Annotated in this window: 20 protein-coding genes and 1 pseudogene; 17 read left to right on the top strand and 4 right to left on the bottom strand. The window is 45.6% G+C overall.

Going from position 1 to position 23,011, the window contains the following annotated elements:
* Nucleotides 1-2 precede the first annotated feature (2 nt).
* The 4 genes and pseudogenes from ABLT31_RS05760 to ABLT31_RS05775 form a co-directional block, all read left to right on the top strand.
* Nucleotides 3-1,328 carry an FAD-dependent oxidoreductase gene (locus ABLT31_RS05760; RefSeq protein WP_367749626.1) on the top strand — a complete coding sequence of 442 codons (1,326 nt, stop codon included), beginning with the start codon at nt 3-5 and terminating at the stop codon, nt 1,326-1,328.
* 56 nt (nt 1,329-1,384) lie between these two features.
* A complete protein-coding gene (locus ABLT31_RS05765) occupies nt 1,385-2,719 on the top strand; it encodes a cytochrome ubiquinol oxidase subunit I (protein WP_367749628.1) in 1,335 nt (444 codons plus the stop codon).
* A gap of 12 nt (nt 2,720-2,731) precedes the next feature.
* Nucleotides 2,732-3,748: a cytochrome d ubiquinol oxidase subunit II gene (locus ABLT31_RS05770; RefSeq protein ID WP_367749630.1), complete on the top strand. Its 1,017-nt coding sequence runs from the start codon at nt 2,732-2,734 to the stop codon at nt 3,746-3,748.
* 288 nt (nt 3,749-4,036) lie between these two features.
* Nucleotides 4,037-4,657: pseudogene (locus ABLT31_RS05775) on the top strand (sodium:solute symporter family transporter); the annotation flags it as partial.
* Nucleotides 4,658-4,811: 154 nt separating this feature from the next.
* Here ABLT31_RS05775 and ABLT31_RS05780 read toward each other — a convergent pair.
* Nucleotides 4,812-6,506, bottom strand: a complete 1,695-nt coding sequence (locus tag ABLT31_RS05780; RefSeq protein ID WP_367749632.1) for a high affinity choline transporter 1 — start codon at nt 6,504-6,506, stop codon at nt 4,812-4,814.
* A 212-nt stretch (nt 6,507-6,718) separates the two neighbouring features.
* A complete protein-coding gene (gene cudC / locus ABLT31_RS05785; protein ID WP_367749634.1) occupies nt 6,719-7,267 on the bottom strand; it encodes a choline uptake/conversion transcriptional regulator CudC in 549 nt (182 codons plus the stop codon).
* 216 nt (nt 7,268-7,483) lie between these two features.
* On the opposite strand from cudC (ABLT31_RS05785), the gene betB reads away from it, so the two are divergent.
* From betB to ABLT31_RS05800, 3 genes are all read left to right on the top strand, one after another.
* Nucleotides 7,484-8,941 carry a betaine-aldehyde dehydrogenase gene (gene betB / locus ABLT31_RS05790; RefSeq protein WP_367750232.1) on the top strand — a complete coding sequence of 486 codons (1,458 nt, stop codon included), beginning with the start codon at nt 7,484-7,486 and terminating at the stop codon, nt 8,939-8,941.
* 26 nt (nt 8,942-8,967) lie between these two features.
* Nucleotides 8,968-10,170 (top strand): iron-containing alcohol dehydrogenase, encoded by a 1,203-nt coding sequence (locus ABLT31_RS05795; protein WP_367749636.1) that lies wholly within the window; start codon nt 8,968-8,970, stop codon nt 10,168-10,170.
* Between the two features lie 72 nt (nt 10,171-10,242).
* Nucleotides 10,243-10,746, top strand: a complete 504-nt coding sequence (locus tag ABLT31_RS05800; protein ID WP_367749638.1) for a DUF2179 domain-containing protein — start codon at nt 10,243-10,245, stop codon at nt 10,744-10,746.
* Between the two features lie 49 nt (nt 10,747-10,795).
* Here ABLT31_RS05800 and cudC (ABLT31_RS05805) read toward each other — a convergent pair whose 3' ends face one another.
* Nucleotides 10,796-11,359, bottom strand: coding sequence for a choline uptake/conversion transcriptional regulator CudC (cudC, locus tag ABLT31_RS05805; RefSeq protein WP_367749640.1), 564 nt, complete (start codon nt 11,357-11,359; stop codon nt 10,796-10,798).
* A 328-nt stretch (nt 11,360-11,687) separates the two neighbouring features.
* Between cudC (ABLT31_RS05805) and ABLT31_RS05810 the strand changes: the two genes are divergently transcribed.
* The 9 genes from ABLT31_RS05810 to ABLT31_RS05850 all read left to right on the top strand — a co-directional run bounded on the left by ABLT31_RS05810 (nt 11,688) and on the right by ABLT31_RS05850 (nt 20,417).
* Complete coding sequence (locus ABLT31_RS05810; RefSeq protein WP_367749642.1) at nt 11,688-12,875, top strand: NAD(P)/FAD-dependent oxidoreductase; 1,188 nt, start codon at nt 11,688-11,690, stop codon at nt 12,873-12,875.
* Nucleotides 12,876-12,951: 76 nt separating this feature from the next.
* Complete coding sequence (locus ABLT31_RS05815; protein ID WP_367749644.1) at nt 12,952-14,259, top strand: glycine/sarcosine/betaine reductase component B subunit; 1,308 nt, start codon at nt 12,952-12,954, stop codon at nt 14,257-14,259.
* Between the two features lie 12 nt (nt 14,260-14,271).
* A complete protein-coding gene (locus ABLT31_RS05820) occupies nt 14,272-15,585 on the top strand; it encodes a glycine/betaine/sarcosine/D-proline family reductase selenoprotein B (protein WP_367749646.1) in 1,314 nt (437 codons plus the stop codon).
* Between the two features lie 22 nt (nt 15,586-15,607).
* Entirely contained in the window at nt 15,608-16,069 is a 462-nt protein-coding gene (gene grdA / locus ABLT31_RS05825) for a glycine/sarcosine/betaine reductase complex selenoprotein A (RefSeq protein ID WP_367749648.1), read from the top strand.
* Nucleotides 16,070-16,134: 65 nt separating this feature from the next.
* The gene (gene trxB / locus ABLT31_RS05830; RefSeq protein WP_367749650.1) at nt 16,135-17,097 is read left to right on the top strand and encodes a thioredoxin-disulfide reductase; all 963 of its coding nucleotides are present in this window, start codon (nt 16,135-16,137) and stop codon (nt 17,095-17,097) included.
* A gap of 26 nt (nt 17,098-17,123) precedes the next feature.
* Nucleotides 17,124-18,587, top strand: coding sequence for a glycine/sarcosine/betaine reductase complex component C subunit beta (grdC, locus tag ABLT31_RS05835; protein WP_367749652.1), 1,464 nt, complete (start codon nt 17,124-17,126; stop codon nt 18,585-18,587).
* A complete protein-coding gene (locus ABLT31_RS05840) occupies nt 18,575-18,907 on the top strand; it encodes a thioredoxin family protein (RefSeq protein ID WP_367749654.1) in 333 nt (110 codons plus the stop codon). Before grdC ends, ABLT31_RS05840 begins: the two co-directional genes overlap by 13 nt.
* A 37-nt stretch (nt 18,908-18,944) precedes the next feature.
* Complete coding sequence (locus ABLT31_RS05845) at nt 18,945-20,147, top strand: iron-containing alcohol dehydrogenase (RefSeq protein ID WP_367749656.1); 1,203 nt, start codon at nt 18,945-18,947, stop codon at nt 20,145-20,147.
* A 75-nt stretch (nt 20,148-20,222) separates the two neighbouring features.
* A complete protein-coding gene (locus ABLT31_RS05850) occupies nt 20,223-20,417 on the top strand; it encodes a hypothetical protein (RefSeq protein WP_367749658.1) in 195 nt (64 codons plus the stop codon).
* 523 nt (nt 20,418-20,940) lie between these two features.
* On the opposite strand, the gene ABLT31_RS05855 is transcribed toward ABLT31_RS05850, so the two are convergent.
* On the bottom strand, nt 20,941-22,251 hold the full coding sequence (locus tag ABLT31_RS05855) for a hypothetical protein (RefSeq protein WP_367749660.1): 1,311 nt from the start codon (nt 22,249-22,251) through the stop codon (nt 20,941-20,943).
* Between the two features lie 243 nt (nt 22,252-22,494).
* On the opposite strand from ABLT31_RS05855, the gene ABLT31_RS05860 reads away from it, so the two are divergent.
* Entirely contained in the window at nt 22,495-22,821 is a 327-nt protein-coding gene (locus tag ABLT31_RS05860) for a cupin domain-containing protein (RefSeq protein ID WP_367749661.1), read from the top strand.
* Nucleotides 22,822-23,011: the final 190 nt, after the last annotated feature.

Below are 23,011 nucleotides of genomic sequence, written 5' to 3' on the forward strand. Positions count from 1 at the left end.
GCATGAATCTCATAGAACATTATGACGTGGTGATTGTAGGAGGTGGGTTAGCCGGGTTAGCCGCGGCTGCTCACCTGTCCCACAAAGGAAAAAAAGTCATTTTATTAGAACGCGGAGTGTTAGGGGGGCGAGCTGTAACCTTAAATCTTAAAGGATTTTCCTTTAACTTTGGGGCCCATGCCATATATGGCCGAGACGCTTCTATCCTGTGCCAATTTGAAAAAGAATTGGGGCTCCGGATTGATTGGCGCGATTTTAATCCGATTAAAGCGAAGTATGACATCGGGGCGGAATTGACGGATGTCCCTGCGAATATACAAGGTCTTTTTCGTACAAAGGTTTTAAAAGGAACAGAAAAAATCAAATTTACATTTGAGATTTTAAAAACCATTACGAAATTGGAAACAGGGCATCCCCATGTGTCGATTCAGAAGTGGATGGAGCAAGCAGGAATAGCTGATGAAGTAAAGGAAATGATGCTCACTCTTGCTTCGTCTAACTTTTTTACCAAAGAACCTGAAAAAATTCCATCGGATGTGTTCTTTGCCTATTATCAGAAATTATTCCAATCTCAAAAACCGGTCACGTATATCGGAGGAGGGTGGCAAGCATTAATTGATGAGTTTGTGCGGGTTATCCTGGAGAATGATGGAAGGATCCTGACGAAGAGTAAAGTAGAGTCCGTAACAATAGAGGAAAATAGAGTCCGATCGGTTCATATGGGGGATCAAGCCATATTAGGGGATGAATTTGTTTTTTGCATCCCTCCAAAGGAATTGGTAAAAATCTCTCAAGAAACGGGTGCCTCTCACCTGTTCAAGTATTATTCAAATTTTAATCCAGCAACAGTCTTTGTCTATGATATTGGTCTAAAAACTCGGTTGGATATGCCTTATACCTACATCTATGATAAACGAAATAACATTTTCATTACCGACATTTCCTATTATGACGAATCATGCATTCCGGAAGGAGGCCAACTCCTTCAAGCTATTGCTTATTTAAAGCCGAGTGATCTAGGCAATAAGGAAGTGCTGGATCTATGCAAACAAAAAATAGAGGAGCTTTATGACAAGCACTTTTCCGGGTGGAGAGAAGCACTGGTTGTACCGCGAATTTCGCAAAGGGCAACGGCGCAGGAAATTAAGTGGACCATGGATCAAAAAGCTATGCCTACATCCATTCCCGACTTTGAAAATCTCTTTTTTGCGGGAGACTGGTGTGAAGGGGAAGGGCAATTATCAGAACTATCCTTCTCGAGTGCGTACGAGGTGGGAAATCGGATTCTGCAGAAGAAGCGGAAGAAGCTTTTTGCCCTTTTGAGTTAATCCATACAAAAAAGAAATCTGCATCAAGCAGGATGATAGTGGATAGGAGAGAAACAATGGAACTTACAACCTTGAATCAAAGTCGGATATTGACCGAATTAACACTTGGATTTCATATCATTTTTGCGACCGTAGGGGTAGGTATCCCCGTTATGATTCTTATTGCAGAATGGATGGGGATCCGCAAGAAGGATCCCCACTATATTCTTCTTGCCAGACGCTGGTCGCGCGCATTTACGGTTACCGTAGCTGTAGGGGTTGTGACGGGTACAGCCATCGGGCTTCAATTGTCGCTTCTCTGGCCTAATTTCATGCAGTTGGCGGGACAGGTCATTGCCCTGCCACTGTTAATGGAGACTTTTGCCTTTTTCTTTGAAGCGATCTTTTTAGGCATTTATCTTTATACTTGGGATCGATTTTCCAATCCATTGCATCACTGGCTTATGGGGATCCCGGTTGTGATCGGGTCATCCGCATCCGCCTTTTTTATTACAACTGTAAATGCATTTATGAATACGCCACAGGGCTTTAAGATCGATCAGGGCAGAATTATCGAGATTGATCCGATACAGGCAATGTTCAACCCGGCAACTCCAAGCAAGGTTGCACATGTGTTGTCCTCTGCCTATCTGACCTCCGCCTTTATATTAGCAGCATGCGCGGCTTGGTTCATCCTGCGTGGCAACCAGAGTGCTTACTATCGGAAAGCGTTGCGCTTAACCATGGCTTGCAGTCTTGTCTTTGCCTTGGCTACCGGAATCATTGGGGATCTATCAGGAAAATTTCTGGCCCATCATCAGCCGGAAAAATTAGCAGCAGCCGAATGGCACTTTGAAACGAAAAAGAACGCGGATTTGCTGCTTGGCGGTGTATTGGATCCCCAGACACAAGAAGTAAAAGGTGCGATTGTTATCCCAAGCGGACTCAGCTTTCTGGCCCATAGCCGTTTCGATGCGGAGGTTAAGGGATTAAACGATGTTCCGAAGGATCTTTGGCCTCCGCTCATCACCCATTATTTCTTTGACGTGATGGTTACGATTGGCATGTATTTAACGATTGTCCCTCTTTTATATATCTTTGCCTGGGTACGGAATAAGGGCAATGAATGGAACAAATGGCTGCTCCGATCTGTTGTTTTGGGTGGGCCTCTTTCCATGGTTGCCATTGAATGCGGCTGGATTTTCACTGAAATAGGAAGGCAGCCTTGGATTCTTCGCGGTTATATGCGAACGGTGGAGGGAGTTACGACCTCAGGGGATGTCGGGGAAATGCTCATACTATTTACAGCTCTGTATGTGTTATTGGGTGTATTATGCACTTTTGTACTAATTCGAATGTTCCGGAGAAATTCACCGGAGTCAGAAATGCAAAAAAGAAAGATCTCGATGTAAGGAGGAAGTCATTTGTCCATTGAGCTCATCGGTATTACGGTCCTATGGATCTTTTTGTACGGTTATATCATCGTTGCGTCCATCGACTTCGGTGCTGGATTTTTCTCTTACTACGGAAAATTAACGGGAAAAGGAGAGCTTGTTAATGCAGTAATTGACCGTTATCTTTCACCTGTCTGGGAAGTGACGAATGTATTTCTTATTTTTTTCATCGTGGGAATGGTTGGGTTCTTTCCCGATACGGCTTATTATTATGGGACAACTCTGTTGGTGCCAGCCAGTATTGCCGTCATATTGATCGCGATACGAGGATCTTTCTACGCTTTTCATCACTATGGCAGCAAAACGGCACCGATTTATCATTTCTTGTATGGAATGACGGGGCTTCTCATACCGGCCTCCCTTGCGACACTTCTTACGATTTCGGAGGGCGGATTCATCGTTGAGGAGGGGGAAAGCGTTGTTCTGTTAATGGATAAGCTGCTATTAAGCCCCTATTCCTGGTCAGTCGTATTGCTTGCTCTTGTCAGTGTTTTATTTATCAGTTCGTGTTTTCTTACTTATTATGCCGGCCTAGCAGAAGATTCCAGCGCGGAAAAAGTGCTTCGCGGGTGGGCATTATTTTGGAGCCTTCCTACCATATTCGCAAGCTTTCTAGTCTTTGTGTCGCTCCGAAAACATAATTTGACTCATTTTAATGCCATGATGGATTATAGTTGGCTGTATGTCTTATCATTAGGATTTTTCCTCATCGCTTTAGCCTTGATCGTCCAGCGAAAATTTTACGGCTTCGCCTTTATTGCCGTGATGCTGCAGTTTGGCACCGCTTTTTGGGGATATGGCTCTTCCCATATGCCTTATCTCCTTTATCCATATATTACTATCCAGTCCGGAGTTACGAATGATGTCATGGGAAAGGCATTGATTTGGGCATTTATTGGGGGCCTGTTCCTTTTAGTGCCATCAATATATATGTTAATGAGACTATTTTTATTTAACGTTAAGTATGTAAGAGGAGAAATAGGATAAAAACAAATTAGCCGGTATGAACTGATTATCGGCTAATTTTTTAGCATGGTGGATTTTAAAGGGAGTACGTATGGTGAGAGAATTGAACCTGTAAACTGGGAGATTGAAGTATCATCACGAAATTAATTTGAACAATAACGTTCAATATGAATAGGAATAGACAGAAATAGATAAAAACTTAACACTTATGATTATTTTTAAAAAATATATCTTTTTTCAAAAAACAACTGTACAAATATACACAGTAAGAATATAATGACTGTATAAAATTATCGAACTCTGTATATTGGCGCCATGTTTACCGGTTTTGTAGGAATTGCATTTTACTTTAAACAAGGAATGAATTTGGCTGATCCGGAAACTATTTTTGTTGAATTAGGTGAAATCTTGTTCCACCCGATTATAACCGGGTTCCTGTTATCGGCGATTTTAGCGGCAATAATGAGTACCATTTCCTCACAGCTTCTTGTTACAGCCAGTTCTTTGACAGAAGATATGTATAAGACCTTCCTCCGCCGTTCAGCAACGGATAGGGAACTTGTTTTGGTTGGAAGACTTTCTGTTCTCCTTGTATCCATTATTACTTTGTTCCTTGCCTACAATAAAAATGAAACCATTTTATCCTTGGTCGGCTATGCCTGGGCTGGTTTCGGAGCATCCTTCGGCCCGGTCATTCTGCTCAGTCTTTATTGGAAACGAATGACCAAGTGGGGAGCTATGGCAGGAATGGTTGCAGGGGCAAGTACAGTCATACATTGGACTCGATTTCCGTTTCTGAAAGAATCCCTATATGAAATAGTACCCGGATTCCTAGCCAGCTTTTTGGTCATTGTTGTAGTGAGTCTTTTGACTCCTAAGCCATCTGAAAACACCCAATTGCAGTTTGATAAGTATAAGCAAGCTGCTTAATTAAATATCTTAAAAATAAAAAGCCGGTGCTAGAAATAGTACCGGCTTGAATTTGCTTGCAACAAAGAGAAAGCGTGTTGAACTCCCTCTTTCTTGCTTGAGCTGTTGTAGTTTTATCTCATGAGGACTTACATAGAAAAATTGTGCGTTGGTCTCACTGTTTACCCGTTTCCAAGTTCCGCAAAGGCATCGGTGGACACTTGCGCCGAGTGAAATAAGAAACCACGATAATGGTGATTAAACTGCTTAGCATGGCAAAGGTTCTGAATGGGAATAATACAACGCCATCTTCGATCATCGGATAAGGAAGCAAGGGTGGCAAACCCAGCAGCGGTTCACCTCCTCCAACTCGAAGAACTAATGCCACAATGAATCCGGCAGCAGAGCCGTATGTGTTTACTCCTTTATTAAATAAAGCTAGAGTGAGCTGCGGGAAAAGGATGCAGTAAACTAGGTCGCTTGATAAGTACCAAAGAGCATATACACTTTTGGCCGATAAGGCAATAATAGTGGATCCCACACCAACAATAATGATGCATCGCTTAATCATCTTGTCCAGTTGGACTTTGCTCGCATTAGGTTTAACCATTGGACGGTAAACATTCCATGCCGCCATGGAGGAAGCCGACAGCATGGATGCCGCCACCGATCCAATAACTGCAGCAGCTAACCCCCCTAAAGCTAGGGAACCGACGAGACCGGGAGCCATATACTTAAAAACATAAGATAGAATCATCGAAGGATTGTCTGGTGCAGCGGTTCCCAAGCTTGCCCAGTCTGCATTGTATCCCGCGATCCCGATAAGGGCGGGGGGGATGGCTGCAAGCATGCAGACTAACCCCGCGCTGATGGAAAGCCACATGGCCACATTTTCATTCTTCGCGGCAAGGACTCGCTGGAAATAGATTTGCCATGGAATTCCGCCTAGCATGAGAAGAAGAGCGAAGTCCCACCATTGCCAGTAGTAATTCCCCCAATTCGGATCTGTCCAGCCCATAAGGGGAGGAAAGAGACTGAGTGAATCTCCCATCCCTTCCGCATATTTCGCAAAGGCCATTTCAAAGCCTCCGACATTGGAAAAAGCAAAAGGGAGAACAAAAATCAAGCCAAGAAACATGATGCACAGTTGCAAAACATCCGTGTGGGCAATGGCCCATAAGCCCCCAATGACTGTGTAGGCAATTGCGATAAAGGCAGAGAAAATGATCGAAACCTTAAAGTCCAGGCCAAGAATGACGCCGAAGGTCATCCCAAGTGCCGTAAGGTAGGCGGCAATGCAGAAAACTTCCCCTAAAAGCGCCGGAAAATAAAGCAGGCCCCCCATTTTCTTGCCAAAACGGGATTCGAGAGGATCCAGCATGGTCATAAATTCGTACCTGCGCATTTTCCGTGCGTAAAAGATTCCTCCGAGAATGAGGCTGATGGAGAAGGCCCAAGGAGCCTGTGTCCAGACCATGCCAGCATTGTATACGTTTTCAGATGTTCCAGTAATATACCCGCCGCCTACCCATGTCGCCGTCATGGTAAACATAGCAATCCATAGTGGCATGGAACGGCCGGCAACCAGCATGTCATCATCCCGTTTTTTCTCGGTAGATTTAGCTCCTACATAATAGAATAGGGCATAAAACCCTAACATCATAAATAAGCCAGGCCAATAAATTTCCTTATCCGTAACGGTCGAATATGCCAATGCTATGACAGAAGCCAAGCTAAAACCGGTCAAGCACGTTCGCCATGGAGTCCAGAATCCGCCTCTGAGAGGTGGAGAGGCAATCTCACCTTCTAGGGTGGCAGCTTCTTCTCTAGTAACATAGGAAACTTTCTCGATATTATTTTTTAAATTCATTCCCACATTGCTCCTTTATTATGAGGAATAAGAACGCTAGAATTCTTATCTTTTAAATAAGCATTTATGGTATCATCCCATTATGTTAAACTAGAATTATCTATTGGCAGATGCCAATGAGTAGGGAGAATATGACAAGTAGGGCTGGGCTAGCTTTCTATTTTGTCATGTTCCCCTAATGTTTCGACTTGGTGCCTGCGGGCACCTTTTTTTTATTTTATAATGGTAAAAATGTCCTTGCTGCGGAAGGACTCAACGAGCTTGACCAACCAATCATAATATTTCCGCGATTCTTCTAGCTGGCGGAGATTCTTTTCCGCTTTATGCCGAATAGGCTTGGGTGTACTCTTGTCTTCGAGCAATTGGTTAAAAATTTCTGTAGCGCTTTCAATCGATTTTACGTTTAATAAGATTTCCCGTTCCCACTTTTTACAGAAGAAGTGGATAAACGATTTGAAAAAGTCTTTTTCGGCTACGTACTGATCCTTTCTCACTCCCTTCATCCAAACTTTCTGTACCATGGAAATCTCCAGCAAGGAATGGATACCAGTGGACATCGATGGTTTACTCATGCCAGTTTTTTCGCTCATCTCATCTAAGCTAAGCGGTCCATCGCTGAAATACAGAATGGCGAATAGCCTTCCAACGGATGGAGTAACACCATAGAGATCCATGGTTTCTGAAATAGAGTCCACAACTAGTCCTTCGCCCTGCTCCAACAAGTTCTGATGGTCGTACATCATTTTCGAAGTGGTCACCATAAACTGATGGATTTGAATCCGTCATCTCCTTCCATACGTTAAATAATTTCAAAATATTTCGTATGGATTAAATATAAACAGAAAGGACGGTCTTGTCAATTTATAAAATTCAGACTTTTTAGTATTGACCGCTAAAAGTTGCGGTGTTATAATTTAAATTGTTAAGAACGTTTAAAAAATATTTAACGAAATGAAGGAGGGACTTTCTTGAAAAACATGTACATTAATGGGAAATGGGTGCCATCCCACACCGGACAAACCAAAGAGGTGATTAATCCCTACAACCAAGAAGTGATCGCCACGGTTACGCGAGGCGACCGCCGAGATGCGAGTGATGCGATTCAAGCCGCAAGGCAAGCTTTTGATCTTGGCGAATGGAGAAACACCACGGCGTACGAAAGGGGATCGCTTCTTCTTCAAGTAGCTGAGAAGATTCGAAAATATAAAACCGAGCTGGCTGAGCTGGAAACCTTGAATACAGGGAAAACGCTCACTGAAAGCCTCGCCGATATGGATGGGATTGCGGGTGTATTTCAATATTATGCCGGACTGGCGGATAAGAACGGGGGAGAGATGATTGAATCCCCGAACCCGAATTCCGTCAGCCGCACCGTTCGTGAGCCGGTGGGTGTGTGCGGGCTGATCGCCCCGTGGAATTATCCCCTGCTTCAAGCATCCTGGAAGCTAGCTCCGGCCTTAGCGGCTGGGAATACGGTAGTCTTGAAACCTGCGGAAATTACTCCGTTAACGACCATTAAGATGGCAGAAATCTTTGAAGAAGTAGGATTGCCTCCCGGAGTGGTTAATGTGGTGTTGGGTCCCGGATCGACAGTAGGCGCGGAATTGGCTGAAAATCCATTGGTGGATCTTATTTCCTTTACCGGAGGAGGGGTTGCGGGCCGTCAGATCATGCAAGCTGCCGCAGCCAATTTCAAAAAGATCTCGCTTGAATTGGGTGGAAAAAACCCGAACGTGGTGTTTGCGGATGCCGATTTTGAAACCGCTGTCGATTATGCGATCAATGCCGTATTCTTCCATGCGGGTCAGGTTTGCTCTGCTGGGGCTCGCCTGCTTGTGGAGGAATCCATCCATGATCGGTTTGTCTCTGCGATGGTGGAACAAGCGAAGAAGATTCGGATGGGAAGCGGTTTTGATGAACGTACCCAAATGGGGCCGGTGATTTCCGCTGAGCAGTTGGCAGGAATTGAAAAGTATATTCAAATTGGGTTACAGGAGGGAGCTGAGCTGGTTTTGGGAGGAAGGCGAGCCAGTCAGCCGGAACTGCAAAAAGGCTTTTTTATAGAGCCTACTATCTTTATTGGATGCCATACAAAAATGCACATTGTGCAGGAGGAATCCTTTGGCCCGGTTATTACGGTGGAGACTTTTAAGAATGAAGAAGAAGCGATCCGTTTAGCCAATGACAGCCGGTTCGGCTTGGCAGGCGCGGTATGGACCCAAGATATGAACAGGGCAGAGCGTGTCATGAAAGCGATGCGGATGGGTACGGTATGGATTAACGATTATCATCCCTACTTCCCGCAAGCTCCATGGGGCGGGTATAAGCAATCGGGGATCGGCCGGGAGCTAAGTCATGTCGGGCTGGAAGAATATACAGAGATTAAGCATGTCTATACGAATATTAAACCAGAACCTATGAAGTGGTTCGGTTAATCATCGAACAGGGAGGAGAATAAATAATGAATATGAGATTTGAGCGCATGGGGAGATTAAAAAGCTTTGAAATGCCAACCGTAGTCGTCCATGGCATAGGGGTCATCAAGCAGGCAGGGGAACAGATCAAGAACCTAGGGGTGAACCGCGTGCTCTTAGTGACAGATCCCGGAGTGCAGAAGGTCGGACTTACGGAAGGGGTGGTCAAAAGTTTAAAAGAAAGCGATATTGATGTGATTGTGTATGACCAAGTCGAGCCGAATCCATCCATTTATACGGTAGCAAAGGGAACGGCAATGTATGTGGAACAGGGGTGCGATGGCTTGGTAGCGGTAGGCGGAGGAAGTTCGATGGATACGGCCAAAGCCATTGGAGTAGAGGTCGTCCACGGTGAGCCAGTCTTAAACTATGAGGCCGCTCCAGGGAAAAAGCCGTTGGCCAAGCGCATCCCTCCATTAACGACGATTCCCACGACGGCAGGAACGGGAAGTGAAGTGACGCAGTGGGCGGTGATCACCGATCCGGCACGGGAGTTTAAATTTAATACCGGGGGTCCGTTGATTGCAGCGCACTTGACCATTATCGATCCGGAGCTTCATGTGTCCATGCCAGCCCATATTACCGCCGGAACGGGAATAGATGCTCTCTCCCATGCGATTGAGTGCTATACCTGCCATTATGCGCAGCCGATGACCGATGCGGTAGCCTTGCTTGCCATGGAATATGTAGCCAAGTATCTTCGCCGGGCCGTTTCCAATGGCCAAGATATTGAGGCCCGTTATGGCATGGCCAAAGCGGCGATGCTGGCTGGATTGTCCTATGGAAGCGAATCGGCGGGGGCGGCCCATGCGATGGCGCAGACATTGGGAGGCATCATCCCCGTTGCCCATGGCCCATGTGTAGCGGCGATGCTTGGCCCTGTCATGGAATATAACTGGATGGGGGAGCCGGAAAAGTTTGCGCGCATCGCTCAAGCCTTAGGGGTGAACATCCATGGCATGACACAGGAAGAAGCGGCAAAAGCGGCAGTCCGAGAGGTATACCGCCTAGTGAAAGATGTGCAGATCCCCACACTCGAGCAGCAGGGCGTACCGGCAGAAATGATCCCGCGCTTAGCGGAAGAAGCATTTAACGATCCGCAAACGATCGGCAATCCGCGCGATATCAATGTAAAGGGTTATGAGTGGGTATACCGACGCTGCTTTGACCTTGAGCCAATAACCGTGTAGCGGTTAGCGCGAGCCATCCTGATGAGGTTGAGTTGGATGGCTCGCCTATCTTAGGGTGAGGTGAGAGCCAGTATGACTTATGCCATGATGGGGTTAATTCAAGTTCTTTATGTAGCCCTTTACTCGATTCGCAGTGTGTTTATGATCAAAGGGATGAAATATTTAGCCGCATTCATCAGCACGATAGAAATATTTGTCTATATCACAGGCCTTGCGATCGTATTGAAGTATATGGATTCGACGATAGGCATCATTATTTACTGCGGATCTTATGGGATTGGTATTTTATTGGGTATATACATTGAACAGAAAATAGCTTTAGGCTATATTGCCCTGCAAGTCATTTCAGAGCAAGGGGAAATGTCCCATGAACTAAGGACAAAAGGGTATGGAGTGACCACTTGGACGGGTCAGGGGGCACAGGGGACTAGAATGGTTTATATTGTCTTAGCCCGAAGAAAACAGTATTTGCACTTGAAGCAACTTATTCAGCAAATTGATCCGAAAGCTTTTATGGTTTCGTATGAACCGTCTAACTTCGTAGGCGGCTTTTGGACAAAAAGCATAAGTAAATGAAACAAAAAACCCAGTACTGGATTTCAATTAGTTCTGGGCATTCGTCAGGTTATTCTTCTGATTGGCCGTTCATATACTCTTCCACGAGTTTATTGATTTCTTTGCTTTCAAATAGCTGGACGACCTTCTTCAGCCATTCATAATATTGTCGGGATTGGTTCATCTGTTCGAGATCGGCTTTCGCCTTTTCATGAATCCATACAGGTACATTCGGATCTTGAACCAGCTCCGTCAGGATTTCCGTGGCTCTTTCCGTGGCTTCCATGTTCACGGCAATTTCTCTGCTCCACATGTTGCCGAAAAAGGAGGTGAACGTTTTAAAAAAGTCTTTTTCTGCTAAGTATAAGTCTTTTCTAACGCCTTTTTGCCAAACCTTATGAACATAATGAATCTGCTGCAAAGCACGTATACCCGTACTCATGCTAGGCTTGCTCATGCCTAGTTCTTGGCTCATTTCATCGAGAGTCAGCGGTTCTTGCTTAAAGTATAATATGCCGTACAATCTTCCGACCGAGGGGGTTACTCCATATAAATCCATCGTCTCGGAAATGGCATCAACCACTAGATTCTCGGCTTCTTTCAAGATTTCCTCATACTGATGAGAGGACCCCATAGCATATCACGACCTTTTATTAAATCAATTCATTTTCTTATTAATAAAATAAATATAACAAACATCTGGGGTTTGTCAAATTTATTCATCTATGGTAATCGCTTATGATCCGGTGTATTTTGGGGTGGAAGAACTTTATCGATGAGAGTATCTTCTATTTTAATTAAATTTTTTCTGAACGTTTAAAATATATTTACAAGAATATAATTTGGTTGTATAATCAGGACAAAAGTAACAGCAAATTAGAAATTTTATAAAAACATCAAAAACGGAGGATGCTGGAGTCATCGATTGAGCTTTTAACAGATCGGTTAAAGGTGGTGAGAGGATGAAGAAAATAGTCATTGTCGGTGCAGGTTACGGAGGGATTATGACAGCCGTACGATTACAGCAAAGCTTAGGAAGTCATGAAGCTGACATTACGCTGGTCAACAAACATGATTACCACTATCTTACGACTTGGCTTCATGAGCCTGCAGCAGGAACCTTGCACCACGACCGCTGTCGAATCGAAATTAGATCCGTATTAAGAACACACAGAACACGTTTCGTAAAAGGAGTTGTTGTAGATATTCATCCGAATGAAAGCGTTGTCCTTTTGGCGGATGGAGAGAAACTGGAATATGACTATTTAGTCGTTGCCTTAGGCAGTGAACCGGAGACTTTCGGGATTGAAGGATTAAAGGAGCATGCCTTTACGATTCGAAGCATTAATAGCGTAAGGATGATTCGAGAGCATATCGAATATATGTTTTCAAAATTTCGCAATGAACCCCATCGAACGGATTACCTAACCTTTGTCGTTGGTGGAGCCGGTTTCACTGGCATTGAATTTGTGGGAGAATTAGCGGACCGCATTCCTCTGTTGTGCCAGGAATTCGACGTCGAACCTTCGCAGGTCATGATTTATAATATCGAAGCCGCCCCCACGGTACTGCCGGGATTCGATTCGGAGCTTGCCCAGTACGCCATGAAGGTTTTATCTGAAAAAGGGGTGAACTTTAGGATCAATACCCCCATTCAGGAATGCAGCCCGGAGGGTGTTGTGCTGGCAACCGGAGAAATAATCAACTCTTCTACGGTAGTTTGGACGGGAGGAATTCGAGGCAACTTCATTTTGGAAAAGTCAGGATTTCAAGGGGTCCGCGGAAGAGTGAAGGTCGATGCCTATCTCCGCTCACCTGACTTTCAAAACGTATTCGTGATAGGGGATGCATCCGTCGTATTCGATCCCGAGAGTGGCCGGCCCTATCCGCCAACGGCACAAATTGCCATCCAACAGGGCATAAATTGTGCAGCTAATATCAAGTCTTTAGTAAATGGGCGGGAATTAGAAGCCTTTCTTCCGGAATTGAAGGGGACAGTGGCCTCTCTAGGAAAAGGTGAAGCCATTGGTATAGTTGGGCATAGAAAAGTGTTTGGTCCAAGTGCTTCTAAGCTGAAAAAATTAATCGACAATCGTTATTTATACACCCTTGGCGGCATCAAATTGTTATTGCAGAAAGCGAAGTTCTAGTAATGGCTTTTTTTTCACTATAAATATTAAAAAAATTTTTAACGTACTAAATATAATTACCATAGGGGATGTCGATATGAAACTTGAGATCGGAAATTTCTTTGTTAGGGATGTTGTTTTTGGGGAAGTCACCTCATATAAGGATGGAGTTTTAACGATCAGCAAGGAGGAAGCCCTTCAGGTCGTCTTAGAGGACGACCATATAACGGAAGCCGACATCATTTTGGCTAAACCCGGCGATCCGGTACGGATTACACCGGTAAAAGAAGCAATCGAGCCTCGCTGTAAGGTTTCCGGCGGAGTGATGTTTCCGGGAGTCTTACATAAGCTGATTCCTGCTGGTAGAGGAAGAACGCATGCTTTGAAAGGAAGTTGTATTTTAGCGGTGGGAAAGCACTGGGGAGGATTTCAAGACGGACTAATTGACATGAGCGGGCCGGGCGCAGAGCGGACAGCTTTTTCCCAGTACTTCAATATTTGTTTGGTGGCTGATACGGATGAGGAATTCGAACGGTTCGAGCAGCAAAAGAAAAACAAAGCGTTGCGTTGGGCGGGTATGCGCTTAGCGGAATATATCGGAAATTGTGTAAGAGATCTTGAACCGGAAGATTTGGAAGTATTTGATTTGCCCCCGCTTGGGGAGAGAGCAACTGAAGTTCAGCAGCTCCCGGGTGTGGTGTATGTGATCCAGCTGCAATCCCAGATGCTTGAAGATGGATATAATGCCTTGGTTTACGGCTGGGATGCGAACCGGATGGTCCCTACGTTGATGCATCCGAATGAGCTGTTAGATGGGGCGGTGATATCAGGTAGCTTTATGCCATGCTCTTCGAAAATTTCGACGTATCAGCATGTAAATAATCCGACCATTAAGCGCTTATTTCAGGAACACGGAAAGACGCTGAACTTTTTGGGTGTAATCGTATCAAATCTGAATGTACAACTACAAGAAAAAACAAGATCAGCCTTGTTCGTCCGCCAGTTAGCCACAAACGTCGGTGCGCAGGGGGCCATCGTTTGCGAAGAAGGGTATGGAAACCCTGATGCCGATTTTATTGCTGTGGTGAATGAACTCACTGATGCAGGAATTAAAGTAGTAGGAATTACGAATGAGTGCACAGGGCGAGACGGAAGATCCCAGTCGTTGGTGGATCTTTCGGATAAAGCAGATGCGATTGTCACAACCGGAAACGTATCCGAATTCATCCGGCTTCCCCCTATGGAAAAAGTGATTGGAGAGTTGGCGGCCCTTGCCCGCGATGGAAATTCGGGTGGCTGGGAAGGATCGGTTAAAGAGGACGGATCCATTGAGATGGAAAACAACGGAATGTTTTGTTCAGATGATAACACGGGTAACTATTATAAAACCGTTGTGGAGTACTAGGAGGTGATGAAAGTGAAAAAAGCCGTTCATTATATTAACCAGTTTTTCGGGCAGATCGGGGGCGAGGATAAGGCCGATTTTGAACCAGTCATCCGCGAGGGCGTTGTCGGTCCGGGGATGCTTCTGAAAAGCTTAGTCGCTCCCGAAGTGGAAGTGACCCACACGATTATCTGTGGAGACAATTTTTTCGGGTCCCACAAGCATACCGCCATCGAAATCATTCTCGGATACTTGCAGGACATCGAATTTGATATTTTTGTCGCAGGTCCTGCCTTTATGGCTGGCCGATATGGTTTTGCATGCGGGGAGATTTGCAAGGCGGTTCAAGAAAGATTCGGCGTATCTGCGGTAAGCAGCATGTATGTGGAAAACCCGGCCGTCGAGATGTTTCACAAGGATATTTACATTTTCTTAGGCGGAGACAGTGCGGGCGCTATGCGCAAGGATGTTCCTCCCATGGCTCAGTTTATTAAGAAATTGGCGACAGGGGCGGAGCTTCTTCCGGCAAAGCAAGAAGGTTACTTTCCGAAAGGCATCCGGGTGGAGTCGTTCAAGAATCCTGCTGTTCCTGCAGCGGATCGGGCCGTTGACATGCTTTTGAATAAATTAAACAACGAACCTTTTGAGACTGAGATGCCGATGCCTAAGGTGGATCGAGTTCCCATCGCGCCAGCCATCGATTTGCAGAAGGCCACGATTGCTCTAGTCAATTCCGGTGGAATCGTGCCAGTAGGCAATCCGGACCGGATTCAGTCCGCATCGGCTACTAAGTGGGGAAAATACGACATTTCATCTTTAGAACGCTTAGAAGGGGGAGTGTGGCAGACGATTCATGCTGGGTTTGACCCCTCCTTTGCCAACGATAATCCCAATATTATTGTTCCATTGGACGCTGTTCGGGAATATGAAAAGGAGCGTATTTTTGGCAAGCTGCACCCTTATGTTTACACGACGGTGGGTACGGGGACAACCCAAGCGGATGCAACTCGAATGGGACAGGAAATTGCTCAACAGCTTTTGGATGCGAATGTTTCTGCCGTAATCCTTACCTCCACCTGAGGGACATGTACTCGTTGCGGGGCAACGATCGTAAAAGAAATCGAACGGGCAGGAATTGCGATAGTGCAAATGGCGAATTTGGTTTCTATAGCGAAAACCGTTGGTGCTAACCGAATCGTTCCAACGGTCTCGATCCCTTATCCATTGGGTAACCCGAATCTCTCGATTGAGGACCAGTGGAAGCTGCGTAAGCACCGCGTAGGGGTGGCGTTAGAGGCTTTAGCTTCCGAAATTGAGGAACCTACCATTTTTGAAGTCAAGATCTAATCAATAGAAGGGGGAATAGAAGATGATTATTAAAGGAAAGAAAGTCATTATTGTAGGGGAAAGGGATGGGGTTCCGGCTCCTTCCATCGCAGCCTGCGTTGCGACTGCCGGAGGCGAAACGATTTTCATGGATACCCAGTGCTTCGTTTGAACGGCCGCTGGTGCGATGGACCTTGAGGTTCAAGGTTCTTTATTGAAAGCAGTTGAAGACCATGGAAAAGAGAATGTTTTGGTAATACTTGGATCACCTGATGCAGATAGCGCGGACATTTATGCCGAAACCGTCACTGTTGGCGATCCCACTTACGCCGGCCCATTGGCAGGTGTCGCTCTAGGATTGCAAGTCTATCATATATTGGAAGATGAATTGAAAGCGCAAATTGATCCAGCGGTCTATGAAAATGAAATTGGATTGATGGAGCTGTCCTTGGATAAAGAAGCCATAAGCGAAGCCATGAGATCGGCGAGGACGAAGTTTCTATAGAAGAGACCTGGTGAGGAAGGGGGGAGCCCACCTCCTTTCTTCCACTAAATAAGGGGGGAAATAACATGAGCGATGAAAAAATTTATGATGTCATCATTGCCGGGGCTGGACCTGCAGGAATGACAGCGGCCGTTTACACCGCACGGGCCAACATGAGCACGCTGATGATCGAAAAGGGAACTCCTGGCGGACAAATGGTAAATACCGAAGAGATTGAGAATTATCCCGGTTTTTCTTCCATCTTAGGTCCGGAACTATCCAAGCAGATGTACGACCATGCTGTCAAATTCAACGCGGAACACTTGCGGGGAGAAATCCTTGATATTCGGGACGGCTATCCCTATAAAACGGTAGTGCTTCAGGATCAAGAGATCAAGGCCAAGTCCGTGATCGTGACCACCGGAGCTGTCGCCCGTAAACTGGGCGTACCGGGGGAGTTGGAGTTTGCCGGCAGGGGCGTATCTTATTGTGCTGTATGTGATGGGGCCTTTTTCCAAGATTTAGAGCTGGTCGTTGTAGGAGGAGGAGACTCTGCAGTGGAAGAAGCCTTATTCCTGACTCGCTTTGCGACAAAGGTAACCATCATTCACCGCCGAGCTGAATTCCGGGCCCAGAAAATCATCCAGGACCGTGCGTTTGAGCATCCAAAAATTGAAATCATCTGGAATCATGTGGTGGAGGAAATTCGGGGGGACGGCTTAGTGAGCGGGGTGCAGATCAAAAATGTCTTAACCGGGGAAGCATCAGAGTATCCCTGCCATGGTGTCTTCATTTACGTGGGGATGGATCCGATCACCGATTGCGTCAAGTCCCTCGGCATCACCAATGCAGCGGGCTACATTCCGACAGATGAACACATGCTGACAAGCAAAGTGGGAATCTTTGCTGCGGGAGATGTTAGGGAGAAAACACTGCGCCAAGTGGTAACGGCAACAGGCGATGGGAGTATAGCAGCATTAAGCGCTCAGCATTATGTGGAAGAATTGGAAGAGAAATTAAAGCAAAGCTCTCAGGAAATCCCTGCTTAGAATACCAACACATTCAGGAGGTTGAGATGAACACACCAGTCATTAAGGGGGCATCCTTTGTTTTAACCCATACTCCTAGTCTCGTCCGGCATGGTTCGAAGCCGATGAGGGAATTGGAGAAGAATCCGCAATTGCTCGAGCAGATCCATGCTCACCTGCGAAGCTACGAGGAGGCGGTTGCCTATCCGCCGAATCAAGTGTTTATCGGAAATATGAAGCCAGATGAATTAAGGAACCTGGAAGGTCCATGGCACCACTCTAAAGTATCGGATCCTAAGCGTTTTAGCAGCAGCGGAGAAATTATGCCAGAAGATGAATTTTACGGCTGGCTGAAAATATCGGACGAATATAACCTCGTATTGCTAGAAGAAGGATTTGTCTCAGAAATCAGATTTAAACTCGAACAGCATCTCCTTATTGAATCCAGTGATTTGGTGAGATTGGGACAAGGGGTTAGTCTAGAAGTAATAGAAGATCGAATTCAGAACGGCCAGCATTCCATCCCCCTTTATTTTAACAAGACGCAATTAATAGGTTGCGTGATAACGGGGCATGAGGAGGATGAGAATCTAGCTGGACACATCATTCTTGAAAACCTTTGCAATAAAGCATCTGGTGTTGTGGCCATGCGTCATGTGCTTCGCTCCTTTGATGTAAAGCCGGGTGAAATCGATTATGTAATCGGTTGCGATGAGGAAGCGGTGGGAGATCGATACCAGCGCGGCGGAGGGAATATGGCCAAATCGATTGCTGAATTGGCTGGTTGTGCCAAGGCTAGCGGTTCGGATATCAAGTCTTTCTGTTGTGCTCCTGCACATGCCATAGTCGTAGCAGCAAGCATGGTTCAAGCCGGGCTCTATGAGGAAGTGCTCGTAATCGGGGGAGGCTGTTTGGCAAAGCTAGGAATGAAATATGCGGGCCATGTGAAAAACAAGATGCCGATCATGGAAGACCAAATGGGAGCGATTGCCATCCTTGTAGGTAAAGATGACGGGAAAAGCCCTGTGGTTCGATTGGATGCGGTCGGTAAACATAGTATCGCATCGGGTTCCTCCGCCCAGGCGATCTATCAATCTCTTGTTGTGGATCCGCTAGAAAGGATCGGCAAAAAAATACTAGATGTCGATAAATTCGCAGTAGAAATGCATAATCCGGAAGTGACGGAACCGAATGGAAATGGAAATGTACCCAAAACGAATTACCGTACGTTAGCGAGCATGGCTGTCATCCGCGGGGAAATGGATAAAGCAGAGATTGCTAGTTACGAAATCCGGTATGGAATGCCAGGCTTCTCCCCTACCCAAGGACATATCGCAGCCGCGATTCCTTTTATGGGTCACGCCAGAGAGATGTTGATGAGTGGAGAAATTGAAACAGCCATGTTTGTAGCGAAGGGAAGCCTGTTCCTGGGTAAAATGACAAAGCTGTCCGATGGAATGTCCTATTTACTTGAAAAAAATCGAGGAGTGAAGCAAATATGCAAGCTGTAAACAAAGAGAATTTCAAAACGGAAGTACTAGAATCGAGTAAACCCGTTGTTGTGGATATTTGGGGGCCTTCTTGCGAGCCTTGCATTGCCCTTTTGCCCGCAGTTGAAGAGTTATCTGAAAAATATACAGAAGAAGTGAAAATCGTTAAACTCAACAGTGCAGAAAATCGCCGGCTTTGCATTGATCTAAAGGTGATCGGCCTCCCTACTTTCCTTCTGTTTCAGGGAGGAAAGGAAGTTTCCCGAATCAGCGGGAAAGACGTGGATATCGAAACGGTTGAAAAGTTAATCCGAGATATTCATAGTTCTGCAAGCAATTAAATTAATATTCAAAAAACACCAAAAGGGGATATGAATAATGAATATGAGATTTGAGCGCATGGGGAGATTAAAAAGCTTTGAAATGCCAACCGTAGTCGTCCATGGCATAGGGGTCATCAAGCAGGCAGGGGAACAGATCAAGAACCTAGGGGTGAACCGCGTGCTCTTAGTGACAGATCCCGGAGTGCAGAAGGTCGGACTTACGGAAGGGGTGGTCAAAAGTTTAAAAGAAAGCGATATTGATGTGATTGTGTATGACCAAGTCGAGCCGAATCCATCCATTTATACGGTAGCAAAGGGAACGGCAATGTATGTGGAACAGGGGTGCGATGGCTTGGTAGCGGTAGGCGGAGGAAGTTCGATGGATACGGCCAAAGCCATTGGAGTAGAGGTCGTCCACGGTGAGCCAGTCTTAAACTATGAGGCCGCTCCAGGGAAAAAGCCGTTGGCCAAGCGCATCCCTCCATTAACGACGATTCCCACGACGGCAGGAACGGGAAGTGAAGTGACGCAGTGGGCGGTGATCACCGATCCGGCACGGGAGTTTAAATTTAATACCGGGGGTCCGTTGATTGCAGCGCACTTGACCATTATCGATCCGGAGCTTCATGTGTCCATGCCAGCCCATATTACCGCCGGAACGGGAATAGATGCTCTCTCCCATGCGATTGAGTGCTATACCTGCCATTATGCGCAGCCGATGACCGATGCGGTAGCCTTGCTTGCCATGGAATATGTAGCCAAGTATCTTCGCCGGGCCGTTTCCAATGGCCAAGATATTGAGGCCCGTTATGGCATGGCCAAAGCGGCGATGCTGGCTGGATTGTCCTATGGAAGCGAATCGGCGGGGGCGGCCCATGCGATGGCGCAGACATTGGGAGGCATCATCCCCGTTGCCCATGGCCCATGTGTAGCGGCGATGCTTGGCCCTGTCATGGAATATAACTGGATGGGGGAGCCGGAAAAGTTTGCGCGCATCGCTCAAGCCTTAGGGGTGAACATCCATGGCATGACACAGGAAGAAGCGGCAAAAGCGGCAGTCCGAGAGGTATACCGCCTAGTGAAAGATGTGCAGATCCCCACACTCGAGCAGCAGGGCGTACCGGCAGAAATGATCCCGCGCTTAGCGGAAGAAGCCTTTAACGATCCGCAAACAATCGGCAATCCGCGCGATATTAATGTAAAGGGTTATGAATGGGTATACCGACGCTGCTTTGAACTTGAGCCATCGACAGTGTAGGAAAATAGGGAAGCCAACGGTCATTGATAGCAGGTCATTGACCGTTGTGCTTTTTATCCGGAAAGGAGTCAAGGAATGATTCTATATCAAGCAATACATCTAACTAAAAAAATAGCCAATCGTAAAGTGGAAATGGACAATTTACGTACTAAAAAAGGGGAATCAGATCTTGAAGTGATCCAATTAGGCGTTGAAGTGAAACAACTGTCTTATCGAAATATGCAGGTAATGGATATGTTATTCCGAAGTATGACACCGGACTCCAACTAAAAGATATTTGCACCTAGGAATCAAGAAGAGGCTGTCCCATAAGGTCGGTGAAAACCGGCTTGGGGGCAGCCTTTTATTAGGGTAAAAGTGGGTTTAGGAAAACTTGATAGATCAGCAGACTTTCGAGGGAAAGGTGGTGGGTTTGAAATAAGTGGAGATTCGACAATTAAACCTCTAGATCATTATCTGATCTTGTGTTTAGGTGGAAAAACGTCCACTAATGGCGGTGACACCGCCAAAATGAAGGGATGGAGCTGGATTAGATGGAGCTTTTCCCACTATTTCGATTTTATCTTGTTAGATTTTGATTTTAAGTGGCGAATTTCCACTTACTTTTGAAAAATAGACTCTCTGCTTTCCTGGGATCGGGTGGATCACAGATTTAGATAAGTTCCTTCTTTTTGAGGCTTTCTTCTATTCTATCTAACAGTATGGAATAAGTCTATAAAGGGAGGTGACTTATAAGTGCCAGGCATTTATGAGTCACCCTCTTCTTTTTATATCGCCAGATGAAAACATCAATCTACTTCGGTACCATCTGTTTGACATCCCCCATCATGAGTACTTGCCTCTTTTCCAATCGGCGAAGCCAGAGGCAGATCACGGTTAATTCCAAGGGAGCCACGATCGCGGCGACTAACCCTGCTAGACCTCCATTCAATGATGGAGACCAATATAAAAAGATGATCAGTAAACTGATTGAAAGAGCGACGGAAATCATCTTGCTAGCCATAATTGCCCGGGTTTGCCCGCGAAGCATACATTTCCCAGCGACAAAATCAATCCAGGGGAACAAAAAGCTATGTACAGCTAAAAATAGCAAAAGCAATTGAACGTTTTGCAAGAGAGGTCCATGCAACCCAAGGACGCCTTCCAACAGCCATCCTCCAAAAACATCGGTAGAGATGCTTAACAGAATAACGGGTGAAAGAACGGATAAAAAAGCTACAATACGCAATACCTGTTTGGGTTGCGATTCATAAAACTGCAGAACAATCTGATGTACGGAAGAGCAGAACCAAATGACCATATTGGACAACTGAAGCGCTACAGCATAGGAAGCGACGGCAAGAGTTGGATTCTCGGTTTTGTTTAAGGTCGCCTGGATGGACGGATTCAATAGTACAAGAACCATCGAAGAATAGAGCAATGGCAAATAGAAGGGAAGAAGCTGTCTTGTTTGTTCAATCATTTGCTGTTCTTTTGTTTCCGGAAGACGACGCTTAAGTGACATCCCCTCACAAACGGCTACAATGCATTCAATTGCAATTCCGGTCATGAAGATCAATGCGCCCACTCTGCCATCATTTGTCCAGCCGATTTGAATGAAGTACCAAGACATGATAAACATGACGATTACGCGTATGGCCATCCCTATGGTCATCCAGCCAGTGCGCAATTGATTAATGATCACTCCTTGAAACAGGCTTCGCAGGGCCGAGAAAATATAGAGAAAAGCAAGGACTTGAAAGACTTGAGTCGTCTGCAATAAGAGATGGTCCTTTACGCCGAAGATATAGTGAAACAGCATCTGGCCGATAGGAGTCCAGCCAATCATCACGCTAAGAAAAACAAGAACACCGGATACGATACTAGCCAAATGGGCAACTGATCGAAAAGAGATCTGATCCCGAGAGTATTTGCTGGAGGTTTGCCGGATCACGTTGACGGGCAAGTCGATAAGAAAGGCTAAACTTACCGCAACGGCATAGCTGCTGATCGTCACATCGGGCTGCGCTGAACGTGCTAATACCCCATTAATGATAACGTGGGTCAATGCGGCTAAAAGCGATGAAGTGCCCATCGGGATATAAAACAACATAATCCGAAACATAAGTACCCCTTTCCTAAATTGCCCATGTGTGTATGGAGGCAACCCTTCTTCCAGAAAAAGTATACTACCGTAAGGTTATTTGGTAAAGAAAAAAAGATGCTTGGATAGGAGTTCGGCCTACCGTATTTTCTTAATATAAAAAAATTAATCTTTTACACAAAGAAATCAAATTCTGTTCAAAAAAGATATTGTTTAAAATGGTATGGTGATGAAAACAAAAACAACGATCGGAGTGAATTAAGCATGTTTGTTCAAGGAATCGCTGTTGTACCCGTTGAAGCGGGAGACGGAGTAAAACGAAAGCTGCTAAGCCGAGGCGGAGGACTCATGATGACGGAGGTCACGTTTGAAAAGGGCGCCATAGGCGCTATCCATTCGCATCCCCATGAGCAGATTAGCTACATTGTGCGGGGGAGCTTTGAATTTAATTTAAATGGTAATTTACAAGTCGTAAAAACCGGAGATAGCATCTATGTGCCTTCTGATATTCCTCATGGGGTTATTGCCTTAGAAGACAAATCCATCATTTTAGATGTTTTTACCCCGCAAAGAGAGGATTTTACTTACTAAAACTTTTGAAATAGGGGGGTGAATATGAAAGAAAAGTGCCCGAATAGATTTGGTTCTCCCGATGACCTATTGGGGACAGTATTGTGGTTAGCGGATGAGGATTACATGTCGTATTCTGGGGTGTAGGCGGGTAATAAAAGACCTAAAAAAACTACAAATAATTCTAAAAACGGTAGCGTTACCACTCTCG

Source organism: Ammoniphilus soli (assembly GCF_040813775.1).

What these genes read in the sequence shown, in the direction of transcription:
- ABLT31_RS05760 (WP_367749626.1), top strand. Translation starts at nt 3, where the DNA reads ATGAATCTCATAGAACATTATGACGTGGTGATTGTAGGAGGTGGGTTA.
- ABLT31_RS05765 (WP_367749628.1), top strand. Translation starts at nt 1,385, where the DNA reads ATGGAACTTACAACCTTGAATCAAAGTCGGATATTGACCGAATTAACA.
- ABLT31_RS05780 (WP_367749632.1), bottom strand. Translation starts at nt 6,506, where the DNA reads ATGAATTTAAAAAATAATATCGAGAAAGTTTCCTATGTTACTAGAGAA.
- cudC (WP_367749634.1), bottom strand. Translation starts at nt 7,267, where the DNA reads ATGGTGACCACTTCGAAAATGATGTACGACCATCAGAACTTGTTGGAG.
- betB (WP_367750232.1), top strand. Translation starts at nt 7,484, where the DNA reads ATGTACATTAATGGGAAATGGGTGCCATCCCACACCGGACAAACCAAA.
- ABLT31_RS05795 (WP_367749636.1), top strand. Translation starts at nt 8,968, where the DNA reads ATGAATATGAGATTTGAGCGCATGGGGAGATTAAAAAGCTTTGAAATG.
- ABLT31_RS05800 (WP_367749638.1), top strand. Translation starts at nt 10,243, where the DNA reads ATGACTTATGCCATGATGGGGTTAATTCAAGTTCTTTATGTAGCCCTT.
- cudC (WP_367749640.1), bottom strand. Translation starts at nt 11,359, where the DNA reads ATGGGGTCCTCTCATCAGTATGAGGAAATCTTGAAAGAAGCCGAGAAT.
- ABLT31_RS05810 (WP_367749642.1), top strand. Translation starts at nt 11,688, where the DNA reads ATGAAGAAAATAGTCATTGTCGGTGCAGGTTACGGAGGGATTATGACA.
- ABLT31_RS05815 (WP_367749644.1), top strand. Translation starts at nt 12,952, where the DNA reads ATGAAACTTGAGATCGGAAATTTCTTTGTTAGGGATGTTGTTTTTGGG.
- trxB (WP_367749650.1), top strand. Translation starts at nt 16,135, where the DNA reads ATGAGCGATGAAAAAATTTATGATGTCATCATTGCCGGGGCTGGACCT.
- grdC (WP_367749652.1), top strand. Translation starts at nt 17,124, where the DNA reads ATGAACACACCAGTCATTAAGGGGGCATCCTTTGTTTTAACCCATACT.
- ABLT31_RS05840 (WP_367749654.1), top strand. Translation starts at nt 18,575, where the DNA reads ATGCAAGCTGTAAACAAAGAGAATTTCAAAACGGAAGTACTAGAATCG.
- ABLT31_RS05845 (WP_367749656.1), top strand. Translation starts at nt 18,945, where the DNA reads ATGAATATGAGATTTGAGCGCATGGGGAGATTAAAAAGCTTTGAAATG.
- ABLT31_RS05850 (WP_367749658.1), top strand. Translation starts at nt 20,223, where the DNA reads ATGATTCTATATCAAGCAATACATCTAACTAAAAAAATAGCCAATCGT.
- ABLT31_RS05855 (WP_367749660.1), bottom strand. Translation starts at nt 22,251, where the DNA reads ATGTTTCGGATTATGTTGTTTTATATCCCGATGGGCACTTCATCGCTT.
- ABLT31_RS05860 (WP_367749661.1), top strand. Translation starts at nt 22,495, where the DNA reads ATGTTTGTTCAAGGAATCGCTGTTGTACCCGTTGAAGCGGGAGACGGA.